A 26,728-nucleotide genomic window follows, 5' to 3' on the forward strand; every position below is an offset into this window, starting at 1 on the left:
GCCGCACGCGCCTCTTTTCTGAAAGTTTGAAATAGTCTTCCTCGAGTTCTGGTCGGTGCCGCCCCTCCGCGACGCAGAGGGAGGCCAGGGCGAGAACTAGGAAGCAGGAGGCGCACGAAGGCCGTGAGCGCGCTCGTCCGGCGGACGAATGCGGGGAACGATCAGATGGATCGAAGGTACGGGAGCGGCTAACGGCACGCTCGGGAGAGGGCTAGCGGCCGGGCTGAGGGCCGCGGGCGCCTCGACCTCAGCCGTAGATTGAACTGCCTTGAGCGCCTGGTGGTTGTCGTTTGCAGCCACCTTGCACTCGGGTGCCTTCATGGACAGCTTGGCGCCCGTGTCTTTCGCGGCCGGGTTGTTCGCCGGAGCCTCGGCGCAACAGGCACAGCCTGGAGCCATGGTCACGGGGCAAACCTTCGTTGGCGCGGCCGGCAACTTCTGGGGTGCTTCGGGGCAGACGCAGGTCAGTAACCCAGTGCCCGTCTGTGAAACGAGCACCGCAACGGCCAGAAAGAGCTTGCCGATGATGCCCACCACTCTTACGACGAGTATAGCGGTCATTTCGCACCCATGGCCCAGCCATCCCCTCAGAAGGCGATCCCCAGACCGGGCATGTCCACCGCGAACTCTCTCACCCCTGCTCCACGGTCACCGGTCAGATCCCGGGAGGCTGTGGAACCGAACACGCGAGAGTGGGCGGCTTTGCCGGGGCCAGCGGCGGTTTCAGCCGGTTGCACCGGTCATAACTCCCACGGCACGCTTGCAGTTCTGACTGGATCCATTGGCCCTGCGGGCTCGTAGCCCAAACTGTAGCCCAGAAGCAGCTACTAACTCAACCGAAAACCCCGCTCAGGTCCGGGTTTCTACCTATAATCGGATACAATCAGGTAGACGGTGCCTTTCCCGCGCACCATTGCCTTTTCGGTTCTTAAATCTGTTTTCTTCGCTCGAAGACCTGCGGCAGACCCGCGCCCTGAGCCTCGTCCGTTCACCGAATGCGGAGGTATGGAGCGTACACGTCCACCTAGACAGGACAAGGGTCACGACCATCGGTCCCTTGAGCGAACAGGCCTTGTCGTCTGCGCCGTGACGGGTGTCCTCGTCGGCACCGTGTCCGTGGGTTTCCAAAGGGCCGTCGAGATCTTTGCCCTGGTCAGCCAGAACGTTCTCGCTCCTCTGACCCGCCAGGGACCGCCGGCCTTTCTCGGGATCGTCGCCTGCGGCGGCGTCCTTGGGTACCTCGCTGGTGCGCTGACAGAAAAGTTCTGCCCAGAAGCGGGAGGAAGCGGGATCCCTCACATCAAGGCCGTCCTCATGAACCTTCGGACCGTCAGGCCCTTCGGTTTGATCACGGTCAAGGTCGTTGCGGGCCTGTCCGCCTTGCTCGCGGGCATGTCCCTTGGCCGGGAGGGGCCGACGATTCAGATCGGCGGGGCACTCGGTGCGGCGATGGCCGACGTCTCGAAAGCTCCGATGCGGTTGCGCCAATCGATGATCGCGAGCGGCGCCGGGGCTGGACTGGCCGCAGCGTTCAACGCCCCGTTGGCGGGCTTCCTCTTCGTCATGGAGGAACTTCGCCGTGAAATGTCGCCACTGACCTACGGGCTCGCCCTTGCCGCGTCGGTCTGCTCGGTCGCGGTGGCCCGTTTCACATTCGGCCAAGTTCCATCGTTCGTCCTGATCGAACCGAGGCCGGTGCCGCTTCAAGCCCTTGGGATCGTCGTCATCGTCGGCGTGTTCAGCGCGCTGGTCGGTGTGGCGTTCAACGTCCTGACCGTCCGGCTCGTCCTATGGCGGGAACGGCATATGGGCCGTAGCGTCGCTGGCGCCGTCGTCGGAGCCGTTTCCTGTGCTTTCCTCGCCGTCCTGCCCGAGGTGACGGGCGGGGGTCATCCACTTGCGGGCGCCATTCTGCGCGGCGCTTACCTGCATACGTCCCTCGGCTTCCTAGCGTTGTTACTGGTCGGCAAGCTCATTCTGACGTCGTCTAGTTTCGCGACGGGCGTGCCTGGCGGACTGTTCGCGCCTGTCCTCGTCATGGGGTCGCTGACGGGCTTCATCGTTGGCGTGGTCGCCGCCAGGCTGTTCCCGGGGCTGGGCGTCCAGCCCGATGTCTTCGCGACTCTGGGGATGGCGGCCGTTCTGTCCGCTTCTGTCCGCGCGCCGTTGACAGGAGTCGTCCTGATCGTCGAAATGACCCAGCAATACTCGTTGTTGTACGCGCTCTTGATCGCAGCGTTCGTCAGTTACGTCTTGGCCAACCTTGCCAGGAACCAACCGATCTACGAGTCGCTCCTCGAGCGGGACCTGCACCGCACCGGACAACTCGGTGACCTCCCTCAAGATACGTTTTCGTTCGCGTTGACCGTCCAGCCGGACTCCCCGCTCGACGGCGTGCTCATCCGCGACGCTCCCTTTCCGCCTGGGATGCTCGTCACGACCGTGAGAAGACAAGAACGGTTCGTCGAGCCTCGAGGCCAGACGGAGATCCAGTATGGCGACGAGCTGACCGTCCAGGTCGTCGGTCCGCCTGACGAAAGGGCGCTCGTCGCCCTGCACGATGCCGCCCGGTCGCCCCATCCGGCCGACCCCTCTTAGACCGGTTCCAAAGCACGCTCCGACTTCGACTTGACGACCGAGGCCACGATCGCGACGCCCAGGATCGCTACGATCACGGTCAGCGACAGAGGCACCGGGAACTTGGGCCAGTCCGGAACGAGCGCCTTCTCCGCGTAGCCGTACAGCATCTTTCCTCCGACGAACACGAGGACGGCGGCCAGACCGTAACTGAGGTACCGGAACATTTGGACGAGCCCGGCCAAGGCGAAGAACAGTGCCCGAAGGCCGAGGATCGCAAAGACGTTCGACGTGAACACGAGGAACGGGTCGGTCGTGATCGCGAAGATCGCAGGGATCGAGTCGACGGCGAAGATCAGGTCGGTGAACTCGACGACGAGGAGGACGACGAAGAGCGGGGTCGCCCAAAGCTTGCCGTCGATGCGGGCGAAAAACTTCTTGCCGACGTAATCGGGAGTGACGGGCACGAACTTCCGGAAGAGCTTGAGAAGCGGGTTCTTCTCCGGTTCGAGGTGCTTGTCCTTGGTCAGGGCCATCTTGATGCCGGTCCCGATGAGGAACAGCCCGAAGACCACCATCGTCCAGAAGAACCGCTCCAAGAGTGCCGAGCCAAGGGCGATGAAGCAGGCGCGGGCCAATAGGGCGCCGATGATGCCCCAGAACAGGACGCGGTGCCGGTAGACCTCGGGAACGGCGAACGTCCCGAACACGACGAGGAAGACGAAGATGTTGTCGACGCTGAGCGCCTTCTCGACCAGATAGCCCGCCAAGAAGGCGAACCCTGCTTCCTCGTTCGAAAGTCGGCTGCCCGGCTGGATCTGGTCCCAAAAAACAAAAAGGACGATGTTGAACACCAAGGCCAGACCGATCCAAACGCCGCTCCAGACCAGGGCTTCTTTGACTTCGACCTTATGGGCCGTCCGGTGGAACACACCGAGGTCGAGGGCCAACATCCCCAGGACGAAGGCGAGGAACGACAGCCAGATCCATAGAGGCACATTGGCGATTTCGGTCAGCACGGGCAGCCTTCCATCCCGCTTGACGGTCCAGGTCGAAGTGCGACGACGTTCGGCTTCTTGTTCGGTCGGTCCATAACGGTTCCCGAACCCGCACCAAACGACAAAGACCTTCACCGTCCGGCGGTGAAGGTCTCGCTCTTACGGTCGGCCCGGCCCTTTCAGGCGTATTGACGGATCCGACCACCCGTTCTTCCGGGCGCTACTCCCCTTCAGGGGTTCTCGTGATAGAACGTCCGGCGGACGCCTCTCGGTGCCGGCTTGCTCGACCATTAGGCCTTTTCACCCAGACGCGACCTTGGTTCGGACAGGTCCCAGGCCGATCGGGACCGTGCTGAATCGTTCCGGAGCGGGCCCGCCTCTCACTGATTGGTCCACCTCCACGGGTGACCAGACCGAAATCGGCCCAACGCCATGTGGAGGCGGATTTGAGGCAGCGCACGAAATGTTCGGCAACGTCAGTCGCAGAGATTTCCTCAAGGTTGCTGGAATCGGGACGGCAGGGAGTCTCGCGCTTGGGGCCGGTAGCTGGGCGCTGGGCCGGATTCCGCAAAGGCGGGCATCGGGGCATGGCGGGAGCACGACGGTCGTCCCCACGTTTTGCGAGATGTGCTTCTGGAAGTGCGGCACTCTCGCCCACGTCCGCGACGGCGAAATCGTCAAGCTCTTAGGCAATCCCGCCGACCCCCTGTGCGAGGGCCGATTGTGCCCCCGGGGTACGGGCGGTCTCGGTGCGGTCTACGACCCGGACCGGTTGGCCAGCCCCTTGGTCCGCGTCAGGACGAACGGATCCGAGAAGTGGGAAGCCGTCGGTTGGGACCGCGCCCTCGACGAGGTCGCCTCCCGTCTCCAAGCCGTTAAAGAGAAGTACGGCCCAGAGTCCCTCGCCCTGTTCTCGCACGGGACGGGCGGCGCGTTCTTCGGCCACCTCGTCAGTTCTTTCGGATCACCGAACATTGCCCAACCCTCCTTTGCCCAGTGCCGGGGCCCGCGCGACGTCGGGTTCGAACTGACCTTCGGCGAAGGTATCGGTTCTCCTGAACGTTACGACCTGGCCAACGCCAAGATGGCGGTCCTGATCGGTTCGCACCTGGGCGAGAACATGCACAACACGCAGGTGCAAGAGTTCGCCGACGCGATCGGAAAGGGCCTGCACTTGGTCGTGGCCGATCCCCGCTTCTCGGTCGCGGCGAGCAAAGCCGAACACTGGTTACCGGTCAAGCCGGGCACCGACCTGGCCCTCCTCTTGGCGTGGATCCACGTGATCGTGGAGGAAGGGCTCTACGACCGGCCGTTCGTCGAAGCCAACACCGTCGGATTCTCCGAATTGAAGAGGGAGGTCGCCGGGTACACGCCGGAATGGGCGTACCCCCACACGGGCATTCCGGCGGAAACGATCCGCCTGATCGCCCGCGAAATGGGCGCCCACAGCCCCTCGGTCCTTGTCTATCCCGGCCGCCACGTGACGTGGTACGGCGACGACACCCAACGAAGCCGGGCCATCGCGCTGCTGTCCGCGTTACTCGGCAGTTGGGGTCGTCCTGGCGGGTTCTATTTCCCGACCAAGGCCAAAGTCGGGAAGTACCCGGTGCCTCCCTATCCCGAACCGGCCCGCGGGCGGGCGGACGGGGGCGGCTCCCGGTTTCCCTATGCGAACGAAGGCGTGGCCAACGGACTGCGTGACGCGACGAGGACCGGACGGCCTTATCCGGTCAAAGCATGGATGGTCTACGGTACGAACCTCATCCAAGCGCTGCCCAACGTGAGCGAGACGGAAGAGGCTCTCAAAGCCTTGGACTTCATGGTCGCGATCGATACGATGCCGGCCGAAATCACGGGCTGGGCCGACGTCGTCCTTCCCGAATGCACCTACTTGGAGCGGTTCGACGAGCTTTGGACGCCGTCCTTCCGGACACCGATGATCTCGCTCCGGCAACCCGTGGTCGACCCCTTGTTCGACAGTAAGCCCGGATGGTGGATCGCCCGAGAGCTCGGCCTGCGTCTCGGATTGGAGACGTACTTTCCATGGAACGACATCGAGGACTATCTCGACACCCGTCTTCGGACGGCCGGGACGACGCTCGCCGAACTGAAGGCTGTCGGCACTTTACGCAAACCCGGCCATGGGCTTTACGCAGAAGAGGGCCGGCCGATGGCCTTTGGCACGAAGTCCGGCAAGGTCGAGCTTTACTCCGAGGAACTCAAGAAAGCGGGCCACGATCCGGTGCCGAAGTACACGCCGCCCGATCCGGCCCCTGAAGGACACTTCAGATTGCTGTACGGACGGTCCCCCGTCCACACCTTTGGACGGACGACCAACAATCGGCGGTTGGCCGAGCTCGAACCGGAGAACGAAGTCTGGGTCAACACGGACACGGCCCTCGACCTCGGCGTGAAAGACGGCGAACGGGTCGTCCTGGTCAACCAAGACGGTGCCAGGAGCAATCCGATCAAAGCCAAGGTCACCGAGCGCATCCGTCCTGAGTGCGTCTACATGGTGCATGGCTTCGGCCATACCGACCGACGCTTGAGACAATCGGCAGGCAAGGGCGCCGACGACACGGGCCTCATCACCCGCTATAAGGTCGATCCGCTCATGGGGGGTACTGCGATGCGCGGCAACTTTGTCCGGATCGAGAGGCAGGAGGCTTGACATGCGGTACGCGATGGTCATCGATACCCGCAAGTGCGTCGGTTGTATGGACTGCGTCCTCGCGTGCAAAGCGGAGAACAACGTCCCCGACGGTTACTGCCGCGACTGGATCGTGACGGAAACGACCGGAAAGTTCCCGGACCTCAAGATGGAGATCCGATCGGAGCGGTGCAACCACTGCGACCGGCCCCCTTGCGCGATCAACTGCCCTACGGGCGCCATCCACATCGACGAAGGCGGCATCGTCCTGGTCGACGACGTGAAGTGCACCGGGTGTAAGAACTGTATGGTCGCTTGCCCCTACGGGGTCGGCTTCATCAATCCGCGGACGAACTGCTCCGATAAGTGCACGTTCTGTGCGCACCGCGTCAAAGAAGGGCTCTTGCCGGCCTGTGTCTCGGTCTGCCCGACCAAGTGCATGGCGTTCGGCGATAAGGACGACCCCGAAAGCGAGGTCAGTCACCTCTTGAGGACCCGTAACTGGAAGGTCTTGCGCCCAGATGCCGGCACGGGGCCGAACGTGTACTACCTGATTTAGGGACATTCCATGGAGATCACCAGCACCCGGTTCAATCCGAACGTGGCCCCGCTTCTCGAAGTCTGGGGGTGGGACGTCGCCCTTTACTTGCTGTTCAGCGGAATGGCGGCGGGCGTCCTCGTTATCGCCGCAGTCCAGTTCTTGGCGTTCGGCGAACCGAAGACGTCGCCGATGATGCGCCTCGCCGTGATCGCTGCGGCCGTGACCGTTCCTCTGGCGATGCTCGGCCTCCTGCACGACCTGGCCAACAAGGCCAACATTCTGGCTTTTTACAAGTATTGGAACCTGACGTCCACGATGGCGGTCGGTGCGCGCGCGCTGCTGGTCATTCCTCCCGTCGCGCTCCTGTTCGGGCTCGTCTTGGTCCAAGACCGTTTGACCGGTCGATGGGCCTTCCTCGCACCCTGGGTGAAGCGGCTTGAGAAGGCCAAGGTCTTGCTCGGTCGGCTCACCTTGGCCAGCGGCCTCTTTTTGGGGACTTATACGGGCGTGCTCTTGAGTGCGAACTTCGGTCGCCCGTTGTGGAACACGCCGCTCCTTCCGTTGCTGTTCTTGGTCTCCGGGCTCTCGACGGGTGCGGCCGCACTCACTTTGTTTTCGCGGGACGAGCACGAACGGGACCGCCTGACGAAACTCGACATCGGCCTGATCGCCATCGAGCTCTCTGTCATCCTCCTGATGCTCCTCGGGTTCGCGACGACCACACGGTCCCAGCACGAAGCCCTTGGCCTCCTGACCGACGGGCCTTACGGGTCCGCGTTCTGGGTGTTGGTCGTCGGCTTCGGCCTCGCCGTCCCCCTCGTTTTGGAACAGCTCCAGGTCCGGCGACGGATCTTGGACACGCCCGTTCCCTCCCTCATGGTCCTGATCGGGGGCCTCGCCTTGAGGGCCGTCATCGTGTTCGCCGGACAGGCGAGCTCCGTCCCCAACACGTGAACAGTCGATGAGTGTCACTCTGAGTCCTTCACAAACCGTCGGGCACGCCGAAACCGTCGACGCGGCCCCACGGCCCTATTGGAACCCCTATGTCGCGGGCATCGCGCTCGGCCTGGTGCTCGTCTTGACCTTCTATCTGATGGGGAGCGGCCTGGGCGCAAGCGGTGCGCTCACCCGTGTCGTCGCGACGGCCGAAGATGCCGTCTCGCATGAATCGGTCGCCGCCCACCCGTACTGGTCGACCTATCTCGGCGACAAGCCGATCCTCAAAGACTGGCTGGTCTTCGAAGTGATCGGGGTGTTCGTGGGCGGCATCGTCGCGAGCCTGACCGCCGGTCGCTTCCGGGCTACGACCGAAAAGGGTGAGGGCGTCACCGTCCGTCAACGTGCTTTGCTCGCATTCGGGGGCGGCCTCATCGTCGGGTTTGCGACCCGGTTCGCTCGGGGTTGCACCAGTGGACAGGCTCTAACGGGCGGTTCCCTCCTCTCGGTCGGGAGTTGGGCGTTCATGCTGTCGGTTTTCGCGGGCGGATATGCCACCGCCTGGTTCGTCCGGAGGCAATGGCGATGAACGGCCCTTTGGCACCGCTCGGCGTTTTCGGCGAAGAAGCCGGTCTGATCGTCGCGTTCGTCATCGGTGGGCTTTTCGGGTTCGTCTTGGAACGGGCCGGCTTCGGTAGCGCGAAGAAACTCGCCGCCGTCTTCTACGGACGCGACATGGCCGTGCTCAAAGTCATGTTCACGGCGATCGTGACGGCGATGATCGGCGTGCAGTACCTGGTCGTGTTCGGCCGGTTGGACATGGCGCAGGTCACCGTCCCCCCGACGTTCTTGGCACCTCAGATCGTGGGCGGACTCCTGTTCGGTGTCGGGTTCGTGATCGGTGGCTACTGTCCGGGAACGGCGTTCGTCGCCCTCGGATCGGGCCGCAAAGACGCGCTCTGGTTCATCGGGGGAGCCTTACTCGGCATCGCCCTCTGGGCGTGGGGCTATCCGGCGTACGAAGCGTTCGCCAAGTCTGGCAGCATGGGAGAGTTCACTCTTCCCCAATGGCTCGGCCTACCTGCCGGAACCGTGGCGTTCTTGGTGATCCTCATGGCGCTCGGAGCCTTCTGGATCGCGACGAAAGTGGAACGACGGTTCGGCCCCGAAGAAGACCGGACCAGTCAGGCAGGAAGTTGACATGCGGAACATCACAGTACAAAGAGGCGGGGTCTTCCTTGCCTTGCTCCTAGGGTTCGGACTCTTGATCGCACGGGGGGCGCCAGACGCTTCCGTGGCCGTCGAAGGGGCCGCCGTCTTGAAACAAGTCCAGGCGAAAGACGACCATATCGACGCGAACACGCTTGCGAAGTGGATCATCGAGGGGCGCAAGGACTATGTCCTTGTGGACGTCCGTCAGCCCTGGGAGTACGACGATTACCACGTTCCAGGAGCCGTCAACGTCCCGATGGACAAACTCCTCGCTCCCGAAGGGACCGCCGTACTCCAGCGAGAGAAGACGATCGTCCTTTGCTCGTCCGGCGGGACGCACGCGGCTCAGGCCTGGGTCGTCCTCCTTCAAAAGGGATACCGGACGAAGACGTTGCTCGACGGCGTACAAGGGTGGTGGCGCGACATCATGACGCCGACCTGCCTGCGGTCGACGGACGAAGGGACGGCGACTGCCGAGTACAAAGCGATGAAGGCCGTTCGAGAACACTTCCAGGGCGGCACCGCTTCGAGCGGGACCCCGGTCGTACCCGACACTTCGTCACCCGCCACCCCGCCGGCCGCTCCACCCACGGCCCCTCCTTCCGAGCCGGCGAAGCCTGCGCCCGGTAAGGCGAAAGGCGGCGGTTGCTGAGGAGCGAAGCGCAGAAGAAGGGCCCCGGCTCTTGAGCCGGGGCCCTTCACGTTCTCAAGCGTTCAGAACTTCCAGCCGTATCCGAATTCGATCTCGAGTTGACGCATCCGCAGCGTGACCGTCTGGTTCTGGTCGAGAGGGTTGATCCCGCTGACTGATTTCTCCGGACTGTAGCTGAGAGCGAAGCTCCACTCGCCACGATCCCCGGTCTTCCGTGTCATACCGAGCGTGAAGTGCCACTCTTGGACACCCGGCGCCAGGATGTTGAACAGGATCTCGCTCGACTCGATCGGCTGCCTGGCATAGCTCATGCCCGCACGGTACGCCGTCTTGTCGTCCGGTCTCCACTCGTATCCGAGCTTGTAGACCGTCATGTCCTTCCATCCGAATCCGGGGCCGTCCGGCTCACCGAGCCCGTGGCTGATGTTGCTGAACGGGTTTCCGACCGACGCCACGTCGCTATACTTGATGTGTTTGACGTCGAAGGCGAGCGTGGACCGGTCCGTCGGTCTGTAGGCCAGCCCGACCCCGTAATTCTCGGGAATATCGAAGCCACCATGGTCGGCGAACAGCCCGCTGTACTTCTGGAACTTCGTCATGGTGATCCGAGGCTGGTAGACCGCGGCCAAGGTGAGCTTGTCGTTGACTTTCGACGTCACGCCGAACTTCGTGCCCCAGCCGGTCGATTCGTCGTCGCCGTTGTCGCTCAGATGCGAGGAACCGGGGTTGAACGGACGTAGACCCGAAGCCGAGAATTTCTGAAGGACATAGATCACGGACGCTCCGAGCGACGTCGTATCGTTCAGTTTCCTGGCGTAAGAACCCGAGACGAACATTTGCTCCAGGTTCACGCCTGCAGCGCCTCCGCCGAACGTACCATGGCCCATGTTCGCTTCGGCCGGCCAGGACGTGTTCATCCCGCCGTTCCCGTGGAGCGTCAAGGAGAACACGCCTTCGGCGGTCGGGAAGACCGCTCCGATGCTCGGGATCAGGAAGGCCTCCCGTCCCGACTTGACGGTGCCGGGAACGAACCCTCCCATTCCCGACGGGTTGCCGGCCGTGTCGTAATGACGGACGGGGTTGAACAGTTCGAGGCTCAGGTCGAACCTCTTGTCCAGCCAGGCGATTCCTGCAGGATTGTGGACTGCGGCCAAGGAGTCTTGCGCATAGGCCAAGGTCGCTCCGCCCATGCCTTTGGCTTTCACGCCCCAACCTCCTGAGAAGTAACCGTCTGTTCCGGCGATGGCCGTAGCGGGCAAGGTGGACAAGACCACAGAAAGGGCCAACGCTTCGAGCGCGGGTCTGTAAGTTCGCATGTGTCGCTCCGATCGGAGCAGCCCGCCAGAACCTTCCGTGCCCTGTACGGGCCTCCACTAATATTTTGTCTTTCTTACACTTCGCTCACCCGTTTCAAAGGACTATTGTCAATACTGTTCTTGCAATCCTTTTAGAGGACACCTATCCGATACGGAGGAACGAAAACAAGACCTTTTTGGGAGTGACCGGGACAGGGGCCCCTTTGACGACGGGCCTGGACCGACGGCTTGCCGAGGTGTGCGGCCCTGAACGGGGCAACCCCGTCGTCCTCCGCAATGTAAGCTAGTCGGAACGATGGAATTCAAACAGGTCTCCGTACCTCCCTTCCGGGTCGCGATGATCCGGCACACCGGGCCCTACGAGTCGATCGGCCCTGTCTTCGACAGGCTGTGGGGCTGGGTCGAGAGCCGCAACGTTCAAGTCGTCCGGACGTTGGGTTTGTACTACGACAACACGGAGGAGGTTCCAGCGAACCAGTTGCGGTCCGCGGCCGCGGTCGAAGTGCCGCTGAACTACGTTTTGACCGATACGGCCGGGCTGCCGATCACGATCGAAACGGTCACGGGCGGCGACTACGCCATGACGACGTTCGTCGGCCCTTACGAGGGGCTCTCCCCGATCTGGGCGCAACTCGTGGACTATGCAGAGCGCAAACTGAAACGCAACGTCAGCCAGAACCCGGCCTATGAGGTCTATGTCAACGATCCCGAGGAGACGCCTGCCGACCGTCTGATCACCGAACTCTACTTGCCTCTCGAGTGACGGTGAAAGTCGCGACGCCCTGGATCACGTCGCCGAAGTTCGACCTCGCCACGATCATCGGGCCCTCGGTCGTCGTGACGGCCATCGTCCTGGTCTTCGGACGACAGATCATGTCGCTCGACGCTCCGCCCGTGTGGCTTTGGATGCTCCTCGTCCTCGGCATCGACGTGGCCCATGTGTACAGTTCGCTCTTTCGGACTTACTTGGACAAAGAAGAGTTCCAGAAACGGCGCACTCTCTACATCGTCGTGCCGGCCTTGTGTTGGACGATCGGGATCGCACTTTATGCGATCAGTGCAAAACTGTTTTGGATCGTCCTCGCTTATGCCGCGATCTATCATTTCGTACGACAACAGTACGGTTTTCTCATGCTCTACAGGAGAGGCGAACCCGTTGGAGGATGGAGTTACCGTATCGATCAATCGGCTATTTACTTGGCCACGCTTTATCCTCTCGTCTACTGGCATACATACACGAGGAACTTTCGCTGGTTCGACGAGAGCGAAATGCTTCGCAACCCCTTCCCGTGGATCGAACGCGCCACCCTTGCGCTCTACCTCGCCGTCCTCGCCGCGTTCGCCGTCAAGGAGATTCTCCGCTCAGTCCAGAGACACGAAGTCAACGCGGGCAAAGTCCTCCTCCTCGCCACGACCGCCCTCAGTTGGTCGGTCGGCATCGTGCTCTACAACGGCGACCTCACGTTCGCGATGATCAACATCGTGTCCCACGGCGTGCCGTACATCGCCCTCGTCTGGGCGTACCAGCACAAGAAGCGCTCAAGGCCGGAAGCCGAAAAGCGGCGCTATCTCAAGTTCTTCCAACTCAAGTTCGTCCCCTTTTATCTCGGGGCGCTGTTCTTGCTCGCCTATTTCGAAGAGGGGATCTGGGACTGGTTCGTCTGGCACGAGCACCCGCTCGTGTTCGGTCAGGCAACATGGGCCTTGCCGAGCGCCACAGTGCTGATGGTCCTCGTCCCGTTGCTCACGATGCCACAGGCGACGCACTATGTCCTTGACGCGTTCATTTGGCGGGTGAACAGGAAGGGCAAAGAGGAAGTCCGCGCCGTTATCGGCTGAACCTCCGGCCTCAATTCGGCCCGCACGTCTCAGAATTCGTATTCTTGGACTAAAATAGGGGATCGGTGGCCGCTTGAACCGTCGCACTTCCCTCCTCTCTGTCCTTCTCTCAGGCGCCGTCATGGCGACGGCCCAGACGGGCGTCGGCCCGGCGTTGGGCATCGGCACGACCGTCGCGGCCGGCCAATGGGTGTCCAAGACGGTCAAACCGACCGACGTCCAAGGAAAATTGGTCGTCTCTTTCACCAGCCTGAAGGGCGACGCCGACGTCTATCTCAAACGCGGTAGTCAACCGACGCTCACGAGCTACGACTATAAAGTCGACGGATCGGCCAAGGTCGAGACGATCACCGTTACGAACACGTCGACTCCCCCTCTGAGCAGCGACAACTGGTACATCGGCGTCACCAGTCCGGGCGGAGCGGTGTTCACCGAATCGCACTCGGTCAGCACGATCCCGGGCGAATTCTCCGGCAACGGTGCGACGGTGTGGCCGAACGGGACGACCTTCCGGGTCTTCGCGCCGAACGCCCAGCAGGTCAACGTCGCGGGGACGTTCAACAACTGGAGCACGTCCGCCGCGAAGCTCCAAGCCGAAGGCAACGGCTGGTATTCGCTCGACGTCCGCAACGTCAAGCACGGCCAGCAGTACAAGTTCGTCGTCACCTACAACGGCCAGCAACTCTGGAAGAACGACCCTTGGGCCAAGCAATTGACCAACTCGACGGGCAACTCCGTCGTCTACGACCAGGCCAAGTACGCCTGGCAGACCCAGAACTTTCAAACCCCCGCGTGGAACAGCGCCGTCATCTATGAGATGCACGTCGGGGCGTTCAACCCGACCCAGAGCGGGAAGGTCGGCACGCTCGCCATGGCCGAACAGAAGCTCGCCTACCTCCAAGACCTCGGCGTCAACCTCATCGAGCTGATGCCCGTCAACGAGTTCCCTGGCGACTTTTCGTGGGGCTACAACCCGAGCTACCCGTGGTCGGTCGAATCGGCCTATGGCGGCCCTGACGCCCTCAAGCGCTTCGTCGACCAGGCCAACGCGCGCGGCATCGGCGTCCTCCTCGACGTCGTGCACAACCATTGGGGCCCGAACGACATGGACGTCTGGCGGTTCGACGGTTGGAGCCAGGGCCAATGGGGCGGACTGTTCTTCTACAACGACCAGCGCGGCAACACGCCCTGGGGTTGGACCCGGCCCGACTACGGCCGCGGCGAAGTCCGGAGCTACATCCGCGACAACCAGGCGATGTGGGCGCAGGACTTCCGCGTGTCCGGCTTCAGGTGGGACTCGACGCTCAACATGCGCGTCACCGACTGGGGCGACAACCCCGACGGCTGGAGCCTGCTCCAATGGCTCAACGACTCGCTCGACCAGAGTCAGCCGTGGAAGATCAACATCGCCGAAGACCTCCAGAACAACGCTTGGCTGACGAAGACCACCGGAGCGGGCGGCGCCGGTTTCGACAGTCAATGGAGCAACTTCGTCCACACCGTCCGGTCGACCATGACCACCCCGGACGACAACGCCCGCGACATGAACGCCGTCGCCAACGTCCTCAACGAGCGGTTCAACGGCGACGCCTTCCAGCGCGTCGTCTATAGCGAGAACCACGACGAGGACGCCAACGGCCACCAGCGCCTGCCGAACGAGATCGACATCGGCAACCCCGCGAGCTACTGGGCGCAAAAGCGCTCGACCCTCGCCGCCGGGCTCGTCTTCACCGCTCCTGGGATCCCCATGATCTTCCAAGGGCAGGAGTTCCTCGAGAGCGGCTGGTTCGACGATGACCGCCCGCTCGACTGGACCAAGACGACGACCTTCGCCGGCATCCGCCAGATGTATAAAGACATGATCGCCCTGCGCAAGAACGCGGGCGGCGCATCGGCCGGCCTCTCGGGCCAAGGGATGAACCTCCACCACCGGAACGTGGCGGGCAAGGTGATCGCGTTCCACCGATACGACCAAGGAGGCTCAGGCGACGACGTCGTCTGTGTGTTCAATTTCAAGAACACGACCTACAACGACTACCGCATCGGCCTCCCGAGGGGAGGAGGCTGGTCGGTCGCGCTCAACTCCGACTGGAACGGTTACTCAAGCCTCTTCGGCGACCTCTTCAGCCCGGACTTCCAGGCCGACGCCCAAGCGTATGACGGCATGCCCGTCAGCGGCCGCGTCAACCTCGCGCCGTACAGCTTCCTGATCCTGACCAAAGACTGACGCCGCCCGGCGTTCAGGACTTGGTGCCGAGGCCGAGCTCGATCTCGCGGGCGAGACGGTATCCGGCCAGCGTTGCCGCCTTGCGGCAGAAGTCCGCCTGCTTCGCGCGGTAGGCGTCGCTCGGTTTGCCGTCCTTGTCGACCCCTGTGTAGACCAGGCCTTGGGCGTTCTTGGCGCCCGCGGCGATCCAGGTCGCGAACTCCATGTTCTCCACGTCGGTCGAGACGGGCCCCGCCGTCTTCGACCAGCGCTGGGAGACGTCCTCGATCGAGTCCGACTCGCCCTTCGCCTTGTCCGCGGCGATCGCGTTCTCGATCCCTTGGTCCCAGAAGAAGTGCAGGTTCGCCATGCGGTCGGGATTGTCGGGATAGCCGATGCCGAGCTTGAAGAAGTTGCCGCCCGCGTCTCCGCGCGGGTCGAACTTGTAGCTGCTCACGCAATGAAGCGGCTGATGGAGGTCGCCGACGACGTGGGTGATCCAGTAGAGCCACCAGCACTGTGTCTTGCGGTCTTTGGGGTCTTGCCGTCCGAGGATCGCGAACTCGTAGCGCGCGGAGGTCAAAGCGATGAGGGCGTTGCTGCCCTCGACTCCGGGCGTCGCGCCCTGGAAGTCGATGGGGACGTCGAAGTAGTGCCACCGCTTGCAGCGGTGCGACTCGCGGTCGGTGTCGTCTTCCTGATGGCCGGGTTGGAACCGGGCGTTCCAGACCTTGATCTCGGGCTCGTAGATCCCGTCCTTGTGCTCCTTGATCCAGTCCGCCCAGGTCGCGGCCGAGCGGAACGCGGCCCGCACGTCCTTCTCGCTGTCGCCCGCGGGCTGAAAGGGTGCGTCGCCGGCCTTGAGGATCGCCGCGATCTCCTTCTTCGCGCCGTCCGAAAGCTGCGTCCAGGCGATGTCGGCGATCTGTTCGTGCCCCCGGCCGAGCCAGGCGTGCGCAGGGGCGGCGGCGAGGGTCAGGACGAGCGGGAGAAGGCGTTTCATGGAGCTTCCCCAGTTTGACGGGCGGAAGTGAAGGGTGGAGGTCGGAGTCCTAGGGGCAGGGTCGCTCTTGGCGCTAACGGACTTGGGGGGTCGAGCTCCTGCGAAAGCGGTCGGTGGGACGACCAAGGGTGACCATTTGTCAGGTGGTCAGGACAAGGTGATGGTCGGAAGGAAGCCTGCCCCGAGCGCATCGCTCCGAGCCGTGTCGAGGGACGAGGGGTGCTCCTGTGTCCTGGTTGGCTGCCTCCAGACTCCGGACAACCGTCTCACGCCGCGCGCCGCCGGACCTCGTCTGCCGGCCAACGCAAGCGACCGCGATTCTGGAAAGGCTGCGATAGAATGAAAGCACGATGTCCGCTGTCCTCGCCGCCGCGATCGTCCTCGCGCCGCAGGGCGCACCTGGCGTCAAGTATTGGACACTGGACGACTTCACGGTCGGTGCGTATACCAAAACGTTGACCATGGGGTCAGACTACAAGGCCATCTTCGGCCTGGACAAGCGGCACTGCATCTTTGGCCAGCGAAGGACGAAAATGCAGGTCAACGGCAACGACGGCGTCCCGCTGACCCTCAACGTTGGAAACGGCGAGCAGAAGCTTTCATCACCTGCGCCCACAGTCTGGAACTTCAACATCGAATATGGGGGGGACGGCAGTTTCGAGATGGACCTGTCGACAGTCGACAGGTTCTTGGTGGACTACTACACCGTCCCGGCGAACAAGATCGCCGACACCTGGATCCTGTACGTCATGGACAAAAACGGGCAGGGAGCGAGCAACGGTTCATTCCACGGGGGGAACCCGAAAGGAATTCTGTTCCGCAAGTCCGAGTTTTCCGGCACGGCTGATTGGAGGCACGTCGTGTACTTTCGGTTCAGGCAGGATTTTTTCCAGTGGCCCAACCCGACGACCTACTCGGTGACGAGGCTGCACGCGACGATCTTGCCGGGGGCGACGCCCCCGGCAAGACTCGTCTCGCCGTTCGGCGGCTGACTTACCCCTTCGCCGTGTCGATCGTCTTCATGCAGATCCAGCGGCGGGTGGCCTGACCTTGGGTGACCTCCCGATGGGTGGCCGGGCTGAAACGGGATGGTCCGTGCCCGTTTGCAGCCCGGTTCCGAAGGAACTTGCCTTCGTCGCCCGTTCTGCAAGTAAGGATCTCGCGGCCACGGGTCGGTTCTGCCCCGCTTGGTGCACCGGCCGTCCCATTCCAGGTGTGTTGCTGCCTCCAGACTCCGGACACCACCTCACACCGAGCGCCGCCGGACTTAGTCTGGAGGCTTCGTCCGCACCGGCTCACAACGCGCGGTTTCACGGGCCGGTCTGATGCGGCGCCCTTGCCCCGGCCTGCAACGGTCTCCGGTCCGGCGGGATGAAGCGTGGACACCGTTGCCAGACCGGGTTACCCGTCCGGATCCGACGGAACCGAGTCTGGAGGCGGCGACGAAGAGGGCTGCGTGCCGGGAATAGCCCCTCATTCCTCGGAATGACCGCTCATTCCTCTCCTTCAGTCGGCTATTCCACTCCTTCAGTCGGCCATTCCACTCCTTCACTCGGCTATTCCTCTCCTTCACTCGGCTATTCCTCTCCTTCAGTCGGCTATTCCACTCCTTCACCGGACTGTTCCTTTCCTTCATCGGGCCATTCCCCTCCTTCGCTCGGCCATTCCTCTCCCTCATCGGGCACTTGGTTTCCATGGGGGCCCGCTTCCTCGGGATGGACAGACCGTTCCTCGACCGCACCTTGCCGAGTTGCCGCTACCAGACTCGGATCCGACTTCAGCGGACGGGTGGCCCGGTCTGGCAATGCGCCATGTCGAGCCTTCCGTGCGCGAATGTCCTGTTGCAGACCGGGTCAACGACGTCACCACGGATCCCGCAGGAGCTCGACCCTCCAGGGCTCGGTCCGACCTCAGCGAACTGCGATCCCCGGATCGCCTGCGACGATCCGGCCGATCCGGACCGAACCCTCGACCGGCCCGCGGCTGCAGACGGCGAGGCCGCCGCTCGTTTGAGGGTCGCAGATGACGTCCGGAACCCAGGCCGGCACGTCCGCACTGAACGCCAGACGCTCGCCCACGAAGCGGCGGTTGGCGTCTCCCCCTGCGGTCGTCCACCCTTCGGCCGCAAGCCGCGCGACCTCGGGCAGCAGCGGCAAGGCGGACGCCTCGATCTCGACCGCGACCCGGGAGGCGCGGGCGATGTTGGACAGATGGCCGATAAGGCCGAAGCCCGTCACGTCGGTCGCGCACCTCGCACCGGCGGCGAGGGCCGCGTCCCGCGCGGCCGCGTTGAGGGTCGTCATGTGGCGGACCGCCTCGGCGAGGATCTCGGGCGGACAGGCGTCGTTCTTCGCCGCGGTCGTGACGATGCCTGTCCCTAAAGGCTTCGAGAGCCAGACGTCGTCGCCCGGACGGGCTTGGTCGTTGCGGAGGGCGCGCTCAGGGTCGACGAGCCCCGTCACCGACATTCCGAACTTCGGCTCGCTGTCCTTGACCGTGTGACCGCCGACGAGGACGGCCCCCGCTTCGACCGTCTTCTCGTGCATCCCCTGCACCACCGCCGCCCAGACGTCGGGCGGGGCGAGGTCGGGGTCGAAGCAGCAGACGTTCATCGCCGTCAGCGGCCGCCCGCCCATCGCGTAGACGTCGGAGAGCGAGTTCGTGGCGGCGATGCGGCCGTAATCGGAAGGGTCGTCGACGACGGGCGTGAAGAAGTCGATGGTCTGGACGAGGGCCTGGCCGCCGGGCAGCACGAAGACCCCGGCGTCGTCGGACGTTTCGAAACCGACGATCAGGCCAGGGTCGGCGCTTCGCGGCAAACGGCCGAGGACCTCGGCCAGCTGGGCTTGCCCCAGCTTGCTCGCTCAACCGGCGCAGGCGACCATGTGCGTCAGACGCATGCGCGCATTTTGGCGCAAGAGGGGTGAGCCGAACGGCCGCGCCAGACCGTATAGTGCGAAGAGAGGACACATGAGACCCCTTCTTCTTGCCGGCTTCGCCGCCCTCGCCGCCGCCGCGTGCGCCGGCCCGGACTTCACGCTCGGCTACAGCAAGACCTCGGGCATGGCGGGCGCGGGCCTCGCCCTCCGTTACGAGGGCACGGGCGCCTATCCGACCAACCCCGCGGGTCTGGCCTACATGCAGAAGTTCCGCCTGACCAACCTCGACGTCGGCTACGTCCTCGACGGGGTCAACTTCCGCGAAGCGAACGACCTGATCAAGAACTCGAGCAAGGGCGGCATCAGCCCAGACGACCTCTCGCAGATCGCGAAGGATTTCGGCGGCCACGACGCGAGCTTCGGTCTTAACGCGCGGATCGGTGCGGGGTCGAGCGGCATCAACGTCGGCTTCGAAGGCAAAGCCCTGGCCCGCACCACGCCGAACGCGCAATTGAAGCAGTGGGCGGACGCGGGCGCGGACGTCAACAACCCGGTTCCGGGCATGCGGCTCGACGGGCACGGCTACGGGTACACGAGCTTCAACGTCGGTTATGGCCGGCCCGTGACCACGAAAGACGGGACGGCGATGGCGGTCGGCGCGCAGATGCGTTTCCTGCGGAGCTATTACACGCACCATTTCGTCGACCAGAACCAGATCTTGAACGGAGGGTCGACGGCCGCGAGCGAGATGGGCGGGGACGACGTGCTCAGCAAGACGGGCGTGGGCGTGGACCTGGGCTGGCACATGGAGTCCAAGGGCGACAAGCGGGTCGAGTACGCGGTCGTCCTGACGAACCTGATCAAGCCGAACGTCGGCTTCGAAGGCACGGAGCCAGGGTCGCTGACGCCGACGACGATCGACCCGTTCGAGCGCTCGATCAATTTCGGGATCGGCTTCACGGGCGAGAAGGGCCAGGTCGCGGCGCTGGACGTGATCAACGTCGGGACGCACTACGCGGACGTGCGTATGGGGGTCGACGTGCCGTTGTCGCAGCAGTTCGGCGCGCGGGCGGGCTACTCAGGACGAGGGGGGTTCACCGCGGGCGTGACTCTGTTCAACGTGAGCCTCACCTTCGGTACGACGAACACGTTCCAGGCGGGCACGTTCTTCCGGTTCTGACCGGCTTAGGTTCTGGGTGCCGATTATCCAAGGGTCGCAGAGAGCTCTGCGACCGCTTGCTCCTTTGTCCTTAGTGCCGCTATGGCTTCGTCCGGGCTGACAGGCTGAAAGACGACGTCTTCGCCCGGGCGGAGTTGGGCGAGGATCGGAACGTCCGCCTGGCAGACGACCCCGACCGTGTCGTAGCCGCCGATGGTCGGGCCGTCGGGGCCGTGCACGAGGAGTTGGCCGTCGGGAGTGGCTTGGACGCACCCGACGACGGTCGGCCGGCTCAGCCCGTCGCCTGCCGTCTCGATCCGGTGCTCAGGCTCGAGGCGCAGTCCGACCCGGTCGATGCGGTTCGTCACTCGCGCCTTGGTCAGCGACCCGGGGACCTCGGTGATGACGCGAAGGACCGAGGGTGTAGCGTGTTTCCAGAGGGGCTTGGCGCGGACCGCCGCCGGGTGCTCGCGAGACGTCTGAGACGACCATGTCTCAGGCTCGGCCAGGCGAAACCCTCCATGGGCGGCCATGTAGGCGCGCAGCCCCTCCGTCGTCGGCCGAACCGCCAGCTGCTGACCGGCTCTGACGTAGAGCCGGGAGTCGGGAGCCACGTCGAGACCGTCCAAAGACAAGCGGTGTCCGAGTCCTGTCCAAGCCAGCCAACCGGCCTCCAGAACGTCAGCCTCGATCGAGGCAAGGGCCAGCTCGCAGACGGGATCGAACGGGGCGTTGTCCAGCATGGCGTTGGCCAAGCGGCTCGCACCCGTGTCGAACGGGCCTCCCGTCGGGACGCCGAAATGCCGCACGCCCAAGGCGGGCGCGCTTTGAAGCGAGACCGCGCCAGTGGTCGTCCGGACCTTCAGACGCACGGGGCCACCCGGTACTCGTCCGTTTCCAGCGCCGTCTTGACGGCCCGCAACAGCTCATAGGCTCCTGGCGTGTCCCCATGGACACAGAGAGAATCGACCCGGTCGGCAAGTTCAAGCGCTTGCGCGGCGGCGAGGGTCGGTTCGCACAACAAAGAACCTGGCTGGGAGCGGGGGACAAGATGGCCGTCGGACGTATAGGCACGGTCGGCGAACCCTTCGGAGAAAAACGGCACGCCTCCGGACCGAGCGATGTCCTCGTGCAGCGTTCCCGGCAACCCGAGAAGCGGCAACCCGCACGCACGCAGGACGTCGGACATCAGGTCGGCGACGTCTTCGCGGCGCGCGGAGGCGTTGTACAGCTCGCCGTGCGGTTTGACATAGACCGCTCCCAGGCCGACGAGGAAGTCGACCTGTCCGAGGACGCTCTGAAGTAGGGCCGCTCTGTCGAAGTCCTCTGGCAGCGGCGCACGTCCCATCGAGGCGCGGTCGGGGACACCGGGATGGGCTCCTATCGCGGTGTGCGTCGCGCGGCATTCACGTACGGTGATCCGCGTCAGGCCTTCGTCGCCTGCGTGTGCGCCGCAGCACACGTTCGCGCTCGTGGCAAGGTCGAGAAGTTCGACGTCGAAGGGTACGCCCTCGCCGACATCGACGTTCAGATCGATGGTTTTCACAGTCGTTCCCCGTCCCTGCCTGCAAACTCGTCGCGTCCGATGGGCTCGAACCGCACGCGGTCGCCGACGCTGATCGGATAGTGACCGGATTCCGGATCGCAAAGCCTCAAAGGCGTCCGGCCGATCAACCACCATCCTCCGGGCCGAGGTTGCGTGTACACGCCCGTCATGCCCATCGTGACGGCGACGCTGCCGACGGGGACGGCTAGTCGCGGCGAGGGGCGTCTTGGGAGGCCTGCGATCCGATCGTCCAACCAGCCCAAGTACGGAAACCCCGGACAAAATCCGACCGCGTGACAGTCATAGTCTTTTTGCGCATGGAGCGAGCGGAACGCGTCGTGCCCTACGCCGAGCTGCTTGCACACGTCTTCAAAGTCTTCACCCAGTTCGTAGCAGACCGGCACGATGTGCGTCCTTGCCGGAAAGGAACCCTCAATGGGCTGTGCCAAGACCGTCGCGCAACGGGCGGTCACGTCGTCGACCGAACACCGAAGTGGATCGAAGGCGACCATGACCCGACCGAAAGCGGGCACGACGTCCACGATCCAAGTCGGCCCACCGTCGCGCAACCGGCGGGCGAAGGCTCCGGCCCCCTCTCCGCACTCGAAGCAGACGGCGGCTTCGCCGAGAGGTTCGAACCGGACACTTGGACCCGTGGCCACCAGGTAAACATTCTGCCATGCCGACCCTCTTACGCGTCGTCCTTGAGCCCGGGGCGGCCGCGCCCGACTATGCCTCCGACGGAGCCGCCGGGCTCGACGTCCGAAGCTACGAAGACGTCACTCTGGCCCCGATGGAGCGCCGACTGGTGCGGACCGGCGTAAGGGTCGAAGTCCCGTCGGGCTTCGAGGTCCAGGTGCGTCCTCGCTCCGGACTGGCGATCAAGCACGGTCTGGCCTTGGTGAACTCGCCTGGGACGGTCGACTCGGACTATCGCGGGGAAATCGGGGTCGTGATGATCAATTTAGGTTCCGACGTCGTCCAATTGTCCAGAGGCGAGCGTGTGGCCCAATTGGTCGTCGCTCCGGTCGAGCGGGTCGAGGTGGTCGAAACGGACGCCTTGAGCGAGACGACGAGGGGCGAGGGCGGGTTCGGAAGCACGGGTCGCGCATAGCTTATGGTCTGTCCGCACTGCTTTCAATCGAACGACGCCGGGGCCGCGTTCTGCCGGGAATGCGGCGCGCCGCTCAAGGACGCTGAAGGGAGCGACCAGGAGGTCTATCAGGACCTCGCGAGGGCGAACCTGTTCCGGATGCGCGGCGACTCCAAAGCCGCGACCGACGTCTGCCTCGGCATCCTAAAGAGGTTCCCCCACAACCCGACCGCCCACTCGCTGCTCGGCGACATCTCGGCCGATTCGGGCGATTTAGCGCAAGCGGTGACGTGGTATGAAATGGCGCTCGACCTGGTTCCGGATTCGACGGTCGACAAGCAGAAACTGGATTCTGTCCGTCAACGCATCAGCTTGATGGAATCGGCGGAAACGGCCAAGCAGATCGGGATCCCTGAGAAGGGCCCTGCGATCGGCCCTTACATCGCCCTCGTCGTCGTGACGGTCCTCGCGGTCGGAACGGGCGCGTTCTTCATCGGCAAGAGCCTGCGCCCTACCAAAGCCGACGACACGATCACAGGTCAGGTGACGGTCGGTTCGCCCCGGCCGGAAGACCCGCCCGAAAGCCGCCCGACGGACGTCCCCGCAGTCAAAGACGAACCGAAGAAGCCAGAACCTGAGCGGCACGATCCGGGCGTCGGGCCGGACGCGGCATGGTTGGCGACCTTGCAGGCGAAGGCCACGGACAAGACCACGTTCCTCGGACTTGTCAGCGACCCAAGGACACAGAGCGCCTCGGTCACCGTCCGAACGGTCACGGGCGAGAGCTTTGCCGTGACTGCAACTAGGGCGGCCCTGGACGTGTTCCGAAGCCTCCCGGCCTTCACGAAACTGACGGTCCGCGTCCTACAGGAGAACACGATCGTCCTCGTCGCAGACATGTCGGGAGAGGCCGCGAAGACTGCGGAAGCCGCTTTGGCCGCCGGCGACACGATCGAAAGCCAGGCCCAAGTCATGCTGTCCGACGTTTGGAGCCCTCACACCTCGACAGGCGGCGACCAAGGTCAACCCCCGGGCGGAACCACGGGCGGAGGCTGAGCGGTATTTCTCCGTCACGGTCGGGCCCTCGGCGCGTCCGAACGGAACAGGCCCGCCTGAGCGGCACTCGACATGCTCCCCTTGCTCCTCTCCACGTTGACGTCACCGACGGACGGCCACTGGTCGTACCTCGACATGGCCGACTTGACGAAGCTCCGCCAGTCGCGGGGACGGCCCCGCCGGAACGCCTCGGTCTACGGAGGACCGATCAAGCTCGGCGGAAAGACTTATGAGCGCGGCATCGGGACGCACGCCAACTCGCTATGGATCGTGAACACGGGAAAGAACGCCCGGCAGTTCTTCGCCGAAGTCGGAGTCCAGGACGGCGAGCCCGCAGACGCGGCCGTCGTCTTCAAAGTCCTCGCCGACGAAGAGCCCGTGTTCGTGAGCGGTGCGAAGAAGACCGGAGAGCCGGCCACCCAGATCCGGATCCCGCTCGAAGGGGTCTCCCGGATCAAACTCGAAGTCCAGCGAGCACCGGGAGCCGCCAAGGCGGCGGCCGTAGCCTGGGCATCGGCACAGGTCGAAATGCGCGAGTCGACCGACGAAGCCGTCGCCGAAAGCGCCTATGCGTTCCCTCCCGAACGGACGTTCCCTCCCGTCGCGACCAAGCCCCTCAGCTTCCCCCTCAAGTTCGTGATGTGCGCCGACTCCGACGGAACGAACGCCAGGGTGTTCGACAAGGAGCGGATTCCGGACGTCGTCCGGTTTTTGAACGGCGCGTTCCGGCCTTTGGCCGTCTCGTTCACCTTCGACCCTGACGACGTCGAGGTCCGGAACGACACGACGTTGAACCGCGACTTCGACGCGGGCGGACAGACACTCGACGACCGGAACAAGCCACCGGCCGAGACGGGCAAGCGGGAACACACCGCCGCGCGGTCCGCCTTGGCAAAGCAGTGGCCCGACAAGATCGTCATCGTCATGAGACGAGGATCCATGTGGGAATGGGACGCGAAGGAATCCCGTTGGGTCGACCGGCCGAGTTCCGAGAACTACTCTGACGGACGGATCGTTTCGCCGGCCTTGAGCGAAGACCCGGGCATGTTCGCCCACGAACTCGGGCATTACTTCGGTCTCGCGCACACGTTCGGCCTGCGCCCGAAGACGATCGACGACGTGTTCGACCTTATGAAGGACACTGTCCGGCGCGGCACTCCGATCGACGACGCCGACCGGGTGTTCGACGGCGACGGTATTCCCGACACTCCGCCCGATCCCGGAACTCAAGCGCTAGAGGCCATGGGATACGAGCTGTTCGTCCCGTTTCAGGGCCGCAAGCTCGGCGTGTCGTTCGACGACGGCACGAAGAGGACGTACACCTTTGCGCCGGACGTGTTCAACACCATGTCGTACTACTTCGATTGCCGGATCGAGCATCCGGTCACGAAGACGGTGTCGGGCGGGTTCACGCCGGGTCAATGTCTGACGATGCGGACGAACGCGGAAAACAGGAAGGCCCTCCTCGCCGATCCCAAAGCAAAGCCAAAGAACCTCGCGCTTGCTTCGTGGCCCTACGCGGCGGACAGGCCGATGGTGCAGATCCGGGCGAGCGACGTCGGAAGGGGACGTTCGCGATGGATCGCTGACGGCCAAGCGTCGGCGAACCTGGACGAGTCTCCGCCCGCGTTCGGGTGGGACGGCCGGACAGGCTCGTCGGTGTGGATCGAGTACCGGTTTCCCAGGCCGCTTTCGGCCGTTGGGACGTCGGTGACGTGGGTCAAAGACCTTTCGGCGCGCACGCCCGTCGGCCTGCCGGAGAATTGGACGATGAAAGCGTGGTCAGACGCAGGCTGGCAAACGGTCGCGTCTGGAAGCCCGGCCCCAGACGGTGGCCCAGTCACCCAGGCGTCCTTCGCGAACGTCGCATCGAAGACGTTCAGACTGGAGGCCAAGTTCCGCAAGGGCGAACGAGGCGCCCTTGCGGAGTGGTCGCTCCGTTAGCGAGTTCCCGTGCCGCCAGGTTTCCAGTCCTTGGCGTAATCCAGGGGCAACGGTTTGGCGGACTTTTTCAGCTTTAGGCTCAGGGTCGGCTTGAGCTTGTCCCAGTCTGCGCTCGAAACGAGTTTTGCGTGACTGTCCGCAAAGGCCACCGCCCGCCGACCGTCGGGACGCGGGGCTGACTCATAGACCATCACGGTTTCGGCCGGGTCCGGTATGGCGGTGGCCGACACTCCGGCGATCGCCATGTTGAAGTTGAACTGGCTTCCTTTGGGGTTGTGCGTCTTCCAGACGTCAAAGTTCTTGATGTAAGGGTAGGTCACGTATTGGACGGCTTTCGTGGACTGCGCGTACGGGAAGACGTCGTCGTAGTCCGTGACGTACATCATGAGTCCGACCGCGATCTGCTTGACGTTACTGAGTCCCCTGGTCGCGTCGTCGGCGGGTTCGGCGCCGAACGTAGCGGCCCCTTCAGGCTCGTCAGGTGCTGCTCCGGGTTGCTCCTTCGGTGCCTGCGCGGCCTTTTCGATGGCTTTGAGGAGGTCGTCTTTGGTGAAGTTGCCGACCGGACTGATCGACGTAAGCCCGTCGACCGCGACCAACGTCAAAGTCAGTTCCATCGCTTTGACGACGTCGCCCGGCTTGGTCTCCCCTCCGCCTTCGGCGGCGGGCTTCGCCATGGCTTGCATCAGGTCAAGGTTCCACTTGTAGGTGACGATGAAGTCCTTGCCTTGCATCCGGACGACGTCGCCCTTCGTCCAGCTCATGTCCATCAAGGACAAAATTTCGGAACCCTCGGAGTTCTGCGCCGACGCGCCTCCCATCATCATGAACGGCATCATCATCGAGCCCATCATGTCGAGGAAGCCGCCACCGCCCGAGCCGGCGACTTTGAGTTTGACAGGTTTGAAGTCGGCGGGAATGTCGGCCGGTTTCATCGAGAGGGGATAGGCTTTGCCGAAGATCACGTCGGCGACCGACCGGACTTCTTGGGCCAAGGCGACGGCGCCGGGCAGCAAGACGGCGAACGCTCCGATCAGAGCGGCCACCCGGGTCCACGTTCGTGCTTTCACACCGCGATCGTACCAGGAGGGCTTGAGGGTTCCGATCGGAGCGAAGGCCTA

Annotated in this window: 23 protein-coding genes; 15 read left to right on the forward strand and 8 right to left on the reverse strand. The window is 63.9% G+C overall.

Annotated elements, in window-relative coordinates:
* Positions 1-96: 96 nt before the first annotated feature.
* A complete protein-coding gene (locus tag JST30_01585; GenBank protein ID MBS1713007.1) occupies positions 97-537 on the reverse strand; it encodes a hypothetical protein in 441 nt (146 codons plus the stop codon).
* A gap of 549 nt (positions 538-1,086) precedes the next feature.
* Here JST30_01585 and JST30_01590 point away from each other — a divergent pair.
* Entirely contained in the window at positions 1,087-2,598 is a 1,512-nt protein-coding gene (locus JST30_01590; GenBank protein ID MBS1713008.1) for a ClC family H(+)/Cl(-) exchange transporter, read from the forward strand.
* On the opposite strand, the gene JST30_01595 is transcribed toward JST30_01590, so the two are convergent.
* Positions 2,595-3,530 (reverse strand): TerC family protein, encoded by a 936-nt coding sequence (locus JST30_01595; GenBank protein MBS1713009.1) that lies wholly within the window; start codon positions 3,528-3,530, stop codon positions 2,595-2,597. The genes JST30_01590 and JST30_01595 overlap by 4 nt on opposite strands.
* A gap of 508 nt (positions 3,531-4,038) precedes the next feature.
* Between JST30_01595 and JST30_01600 the strand changes: the two genes are divergently transcribed.
* From JST30_01600 to JST30_01625, 6 genes are read left to right on the forward strand one after another with little or no spacing between them, the layout of a single operon-like run.
* Complete coding sequence (locus JST30_01600) at positions 4,039-6,246, forward strand: molybdopterin-dependent oxidoreductase (GenBank protein MBS1713010.1); 2,208 nt, start codon at positions 4,039-4,041, stop codon at positions 6,244-6,246.
* A gap of 1 nt (position 6,247) precedes the next feature.
* Positions 6,248-6,784 (forward strand): 4Fe-4S dicluster domain-containing protein, encoded by a 537-nt coding sequence (locus JST30_01605; GenBank protein MBS1713011.1) that lies wholly within the window; start codon positions 6,248-6,250, stop codon positions 6,782-6,784.
* A 9-nt stretch (positions 6,785-6,793) separates the two neighbouring features.
* Positions 6,794-7,720 (forward strand): polysulfide reductase NrfD, encoded by a 927-nt coding sequence (gene nrfD, locus JST30_01610; protein MBS1713012.1) that lies wholly within the window; start codon positions 6,794-6,796, stop codon positions 7,718-7,720.
* A gap of 7 nt (positions 7,721-7,727) precedes the next feature.
* Positions 7,728-8,291: a YeeE/YedE family protein gene (locus tag JST30_01615; GenBank protein MBS1713013.1), complete on the forward strand. Its 564-nt coding sequence runs from the start codon at positions 7,728-7,730 to the stop codon at positions 8,289-8,291.
* Complete coding sequence (locus JST30_01620; protein MBS1713014.1) at positions 8,288-8,902, forward strand: YeeE/YedE family protein; 615 nt, start codon at positions 8,288-8,290, stop codon at positions 8,900-8,902. The genes JST30_01615 and JST30_01620 overlap by 4 nt, the downstream gene beginning before the upstream one ends.
* Position 8,903: 1 nt before the next feature.
* Positions 8,904-9,566, forward strand: coding sequence for a rhodanese-like domain-containing protein (locus tag JST30_01625; GenBank protein ID MBS1713015.1), 663 nt, complete (start codon positions 8,904-8,906; stop codon positions 9,564-9,566).
* A gap of 62 nt (positions 9,567-9,628) precedes the next feature.
* On the opposite strand, the gene JST30_01630 is transcribed toward JST30_01625, so the two are convergent.
* Positions 9,629-10,882 (reverse strand): outer membrane protein transport protein, encoded by a 1,254-nt coding sequence (locus JST30_01630; GenBank protein MBS1713016.1) that lies wholly within the window; start codon positions 10,880-10,882, stop codon positions 9,629-9,631.
* Positions 10,883-11,177: 295 nt separating this feature from the next.
* Here JST30_01630 and JST30_01635 point away from each other — a divergent pair, with 295 nt between their 5' ends.
* The 3 genes from JST30_01635 (at position 11,178) to JST30_01645 (ending at position 14,948) form a co-directional block, all read left to right on the forward strand.
* Positions 11,178-11,645: a GyrI-like domain-containing protein gene (locus tag JST30_01635; GenBank protein ID MBS1713017.1), complete on the forward strand. Its 468-nt coding sequence runs from the start codon at positions 11,178-11,180 to the stop codon at positions 11,643-11,645.
* Complete coding sequence (locus JST30_01640; GenBank protein ID MBS1713018.1) at positions 11,642-12,721, forward strand: hypothetical protein; 1,080 nt, start codon at positions 11,642-11,644, stop codon at positions 12,719-12,721. The genes JST30_01635 and JST30_01640 overlap by 4 nt, the downstream gene beginning before the upstream one ends.
* A 121-nt stretch (positions 12,722-12,842) precedes the next feature.
* Complete coding sequence (locus JST30_01645) at positions 12,843-14,948, forward strand: alpha amylase C-terminal domain-containing protein (protein MBS1713019.1); 2,106 nt, start codon at positions 12,843-12,845, stop codon at positions 14,946-14,948.
* 13 nt (positions 14,949-14,961) lie between these two features.
* Here JST30_01645 and JST30_01650 read toward each other — a convergent pair whose 3' ends face one another.
* Positions 14,962-15,930: a S1/P1 nuclease gene (locus tag JST30_01650; GenBank protein MBS1713020.1), complete on the reverse strand. Its 969-nt coding sequence runs from the start codon at positions 15,928-15,930 to the stop codon at positions 14,962-14,964.
* 350 nt (positions 15,931-16,280) lie between these two features.
* On the opposite strand from JST30_01650, the gene JST30_01655 reads away from it, so the two are divergent.
* Positions 16,281-16,922, forward strand: a complete 642-nt coding sequence (locus JST30_01655; protein ID MBS1713021.1) for a hypothetical protein — start codon at positions 16,281-16,283, stop codon at positions 16,920-16,922.
* A gap of 918 nt (positions 16,923-17,840) precedes the next feature.
* Here JST30_01655 and selD read toward each other — a convergent pair.
* On the reverse strand, positions 17,841-18,902 hold the full coding sequence (gene selD, locus JST30_01660) for a selenide, water dikinase SelD (protein ID MBS1713022.1): 1,062 nt from the start codon (positions 18,900-18,902) through the stop codon (positions 17,841-17,843).
* Between selD and JST30_01665 the strand changes: the two genes are divergently transcribed.
* Positions 18,901-19,989, forward strand: a complete 1,089-nt coding sequence (locus JST30_01665; GenBank protein MBS1713023.1) for a hypothetical protein — start codon at positions 18,901-18,903, stop codon at positions 19,987-19,989. The genes selD and JST30_01665 overlap by 2 nt on opposite strands.
* 23 nt (positions 19,990-20,012) lie before the next feature.
* Here the strand turns inward: JST30_01665 and JST30_01670 are convergent, their stop codons facing one another.
* Positions 20,013-20,840, reverse strand: a complete 828-nt coding sequence (locus JST30_01670) for a hypothetical protein (GenBank protein MBS1713024.1) — start codon at positions 20,838-20,840, stop codon at positions 20,013-20,015.
* On the reverse strand, positions 20,831-21,649 hold the full coding sequence (locus tag JST30_01675; protein MBS1713025.1) for a LamB/YcsF family protein: 819 nt from the start codon (positions 21,647-21,649) through the stop codon (positions 20,831-20,833). The genes JST30_01670 and JST30_01675 overlap by 10 nt, the downstream gene beginning before the upstream one ends.
* A 544-nt stretch (positions 21,650-22,193) precedes the next feature.
* Here JST30_01675 and dut point away from each other — a divergent pair.
* From dut to JST30_01690, 3 genes are all read left to right on the forward strand, one after another.
* A complete protein-coding gene (gene dut / locus JST30_01680) occupies positions 22,194-22,628 on the forward strand; it encodes a dUTP diphosphatase (GenBank protein MBS1713026.1) in 435 nt (144 codons plus the stop codon).
* Between the two features lie 3 nt (positions 22,629-22,631).
* The gene (locus JST30_01685) at positions 22,632-23,663 is read left to right on the forward strand and encodes a hypothetical protein (GenBank protein ID MBS1713027.1); all 1,032 of its coding nucleotides are present in this window, start codon (positions 22,632-22,634) and stop codon (positions 23,661-23,663) included.
* 72 nt (positions 23,664-23,735) lie between these two features.
* The gene (locus JST30_01690) at positions 23,736-25,607 is read left to right on the forward strand and encodes an NPCBM/NEW2 domain-containing protein (protein MBS1713028.1); all 1,872 of its coding nucleotides are present in this window, start codon (positions 23,736-23,738) and stop codon (positions 25,605-25,607) included.
* Here JST30_01690 and JST30_01695 read toward each other — a convergent pair.
* Positions 25,604-26,677 carry a hypothetical protein gene (locus JST30_01695; GenBank protein MBS1713029.1) on the reverse strand — a complete coding sequence of 358 codons (1,074 nt, stop codon included), beginning with the start codon at positions 26,675-26,677 and terminating at the stop codon, positions 25,604-25,606. The genes JST30_01690 and JST30_01695 overlap by 4 nt on opposite strands.
* Between the last annotated feature and the right edge of the window lie 51 nt (positions 26,678-26,728).

The sequence above is a fragment of the Armatimonadota bacterium genome (assembly GCA_018268395.1).
In the GTDB taxonomy this organism is placed as follows: Bacteria; Armatimonadota; Fimbriimonadia; order Fimbriimonadales; family Fimbriimonadaceae; genus JAEURO01.

Excerpts from the sequence above, each read along its gene's own strand:
- JST30_01625 (MBS1713015.1), top strand. The coding sequence starts at position 8,904 with ATGCGGAACATCACAGTACAAAGAGGCGGGGTCTTCCTTGCCTTGCTC.
- dut (MBS1713026.1), top strand. The coding sequence starts at position 22,194 with ATGCCGACCCTCTTACGCGTCGTCCTTGAGCCCGGGGCGGCCGCGCCC.
- JST30_01665 (MBS1713023.1), top strand. The coding sequence starts at position 18,901 with ATGAGACCCCTTCTTCTTGCCGGCTTCGCCGCCCTCGCCGCCGCCGCG.
- JST30_01645 (MBS1713019.1), top strand. The coding sequence starts at position 12,843 with ATGGCGACGGCCCAGACGGGCGTCGGCCCGGCGTTGGGCATCGGCACG.
- JST30_01605 (MBS1713011.1), top strand. The coding sequence starts at position 6,248 with ATGCGGTACGCGATGGTCATCGATACCCGCAAGTGCGTCGGTTGTATG.
- JST30_01620 (MBS1713014.1), top strand. The coding sequence starts at position 8,288 with ATGAACGGCCCTTTGGCACCGCTCGGCGTTTTCGGCGAAGAAGCCGGT.
- JST30_01685 (MBS1713027.1), top strand. The coding sequence starts at position 22,632 with ATGGTCTGTCCGCACTGCTTTCAATCGAACGACGCCGGGGCCGCGTTC.
- JST30_01595 (MBS1713009.1), bottom strand. The coding sequence starts at position 3,530 with ATGTTGGCCCTCGACCTCGGTGTGTTCCACCGGACGGCCCATAAGGTC.
- JST30_01635 (MBS1713017.1), top strand. The coding sequence starts at position 11,178 with ATGGAATTCAAACAGGTCTCCGTACCTCCCTTCCGGGTCGCGATGATC.
- JST30_01630 (MBS1713016.1), bottom strand. The coding sequence starts at position 10,882 with ATGCGAACTTACAGACCCGCGCTCGAAGCGTTGGCCCTTTCTGTGGTC.
- JST30_01600 (MBS1713010.1), top strand. The coding sequence starts at position 4,039 with ATGTTCGGCAACGTCAGTCGCAGAGATTTCCTCAAGGTTGCTGGAATC.
- nrfD (MBS1713012.1), top strand. The coding sequence starts at position 6,794 with ATGGAGATCACCAGCACCCGGTTCAATCCGAACGTGGCCCCGCTTCTC.
- JST30_01650 (MBS1713020.1), bottom strand. The coding sequence starts at position 15,930 with ATGAAACGCCTTCTCCCGCTCGTCCTGACCCTCGCCGCCGCCCCTGCG.
- JST30_01690 (MBS1713028.1), top strand. The coding sequence starts at position 23,736 with ATGCTCCCCTTGCTCCTCTCCACGTTGACGTCACCGACGGACGGCCAC.
- JST30_01655 (MBS1713021.1), top strand. The coding sequence starts at position 16,281 with ATGTCCGCTGTCCTCGCCGCCGCGATCGTCCTCGCGCCGCAGGGCGCA.
- JST30_01675 (MBS1713025.1), bottom strand. The coding sequence starts at position 21,649 with ATGGTGGTTGATCGGCCGGACGCCTTTGAGGCTTTGCGATCCGGAATC.
- JST30_01615 (MBS1713013.1), top strand. The coding sequence starts at position 7,728 with ATGAGTGTCACTCTGAGTCCTTCACAAACCGTCGGGCACGCCGAAACC.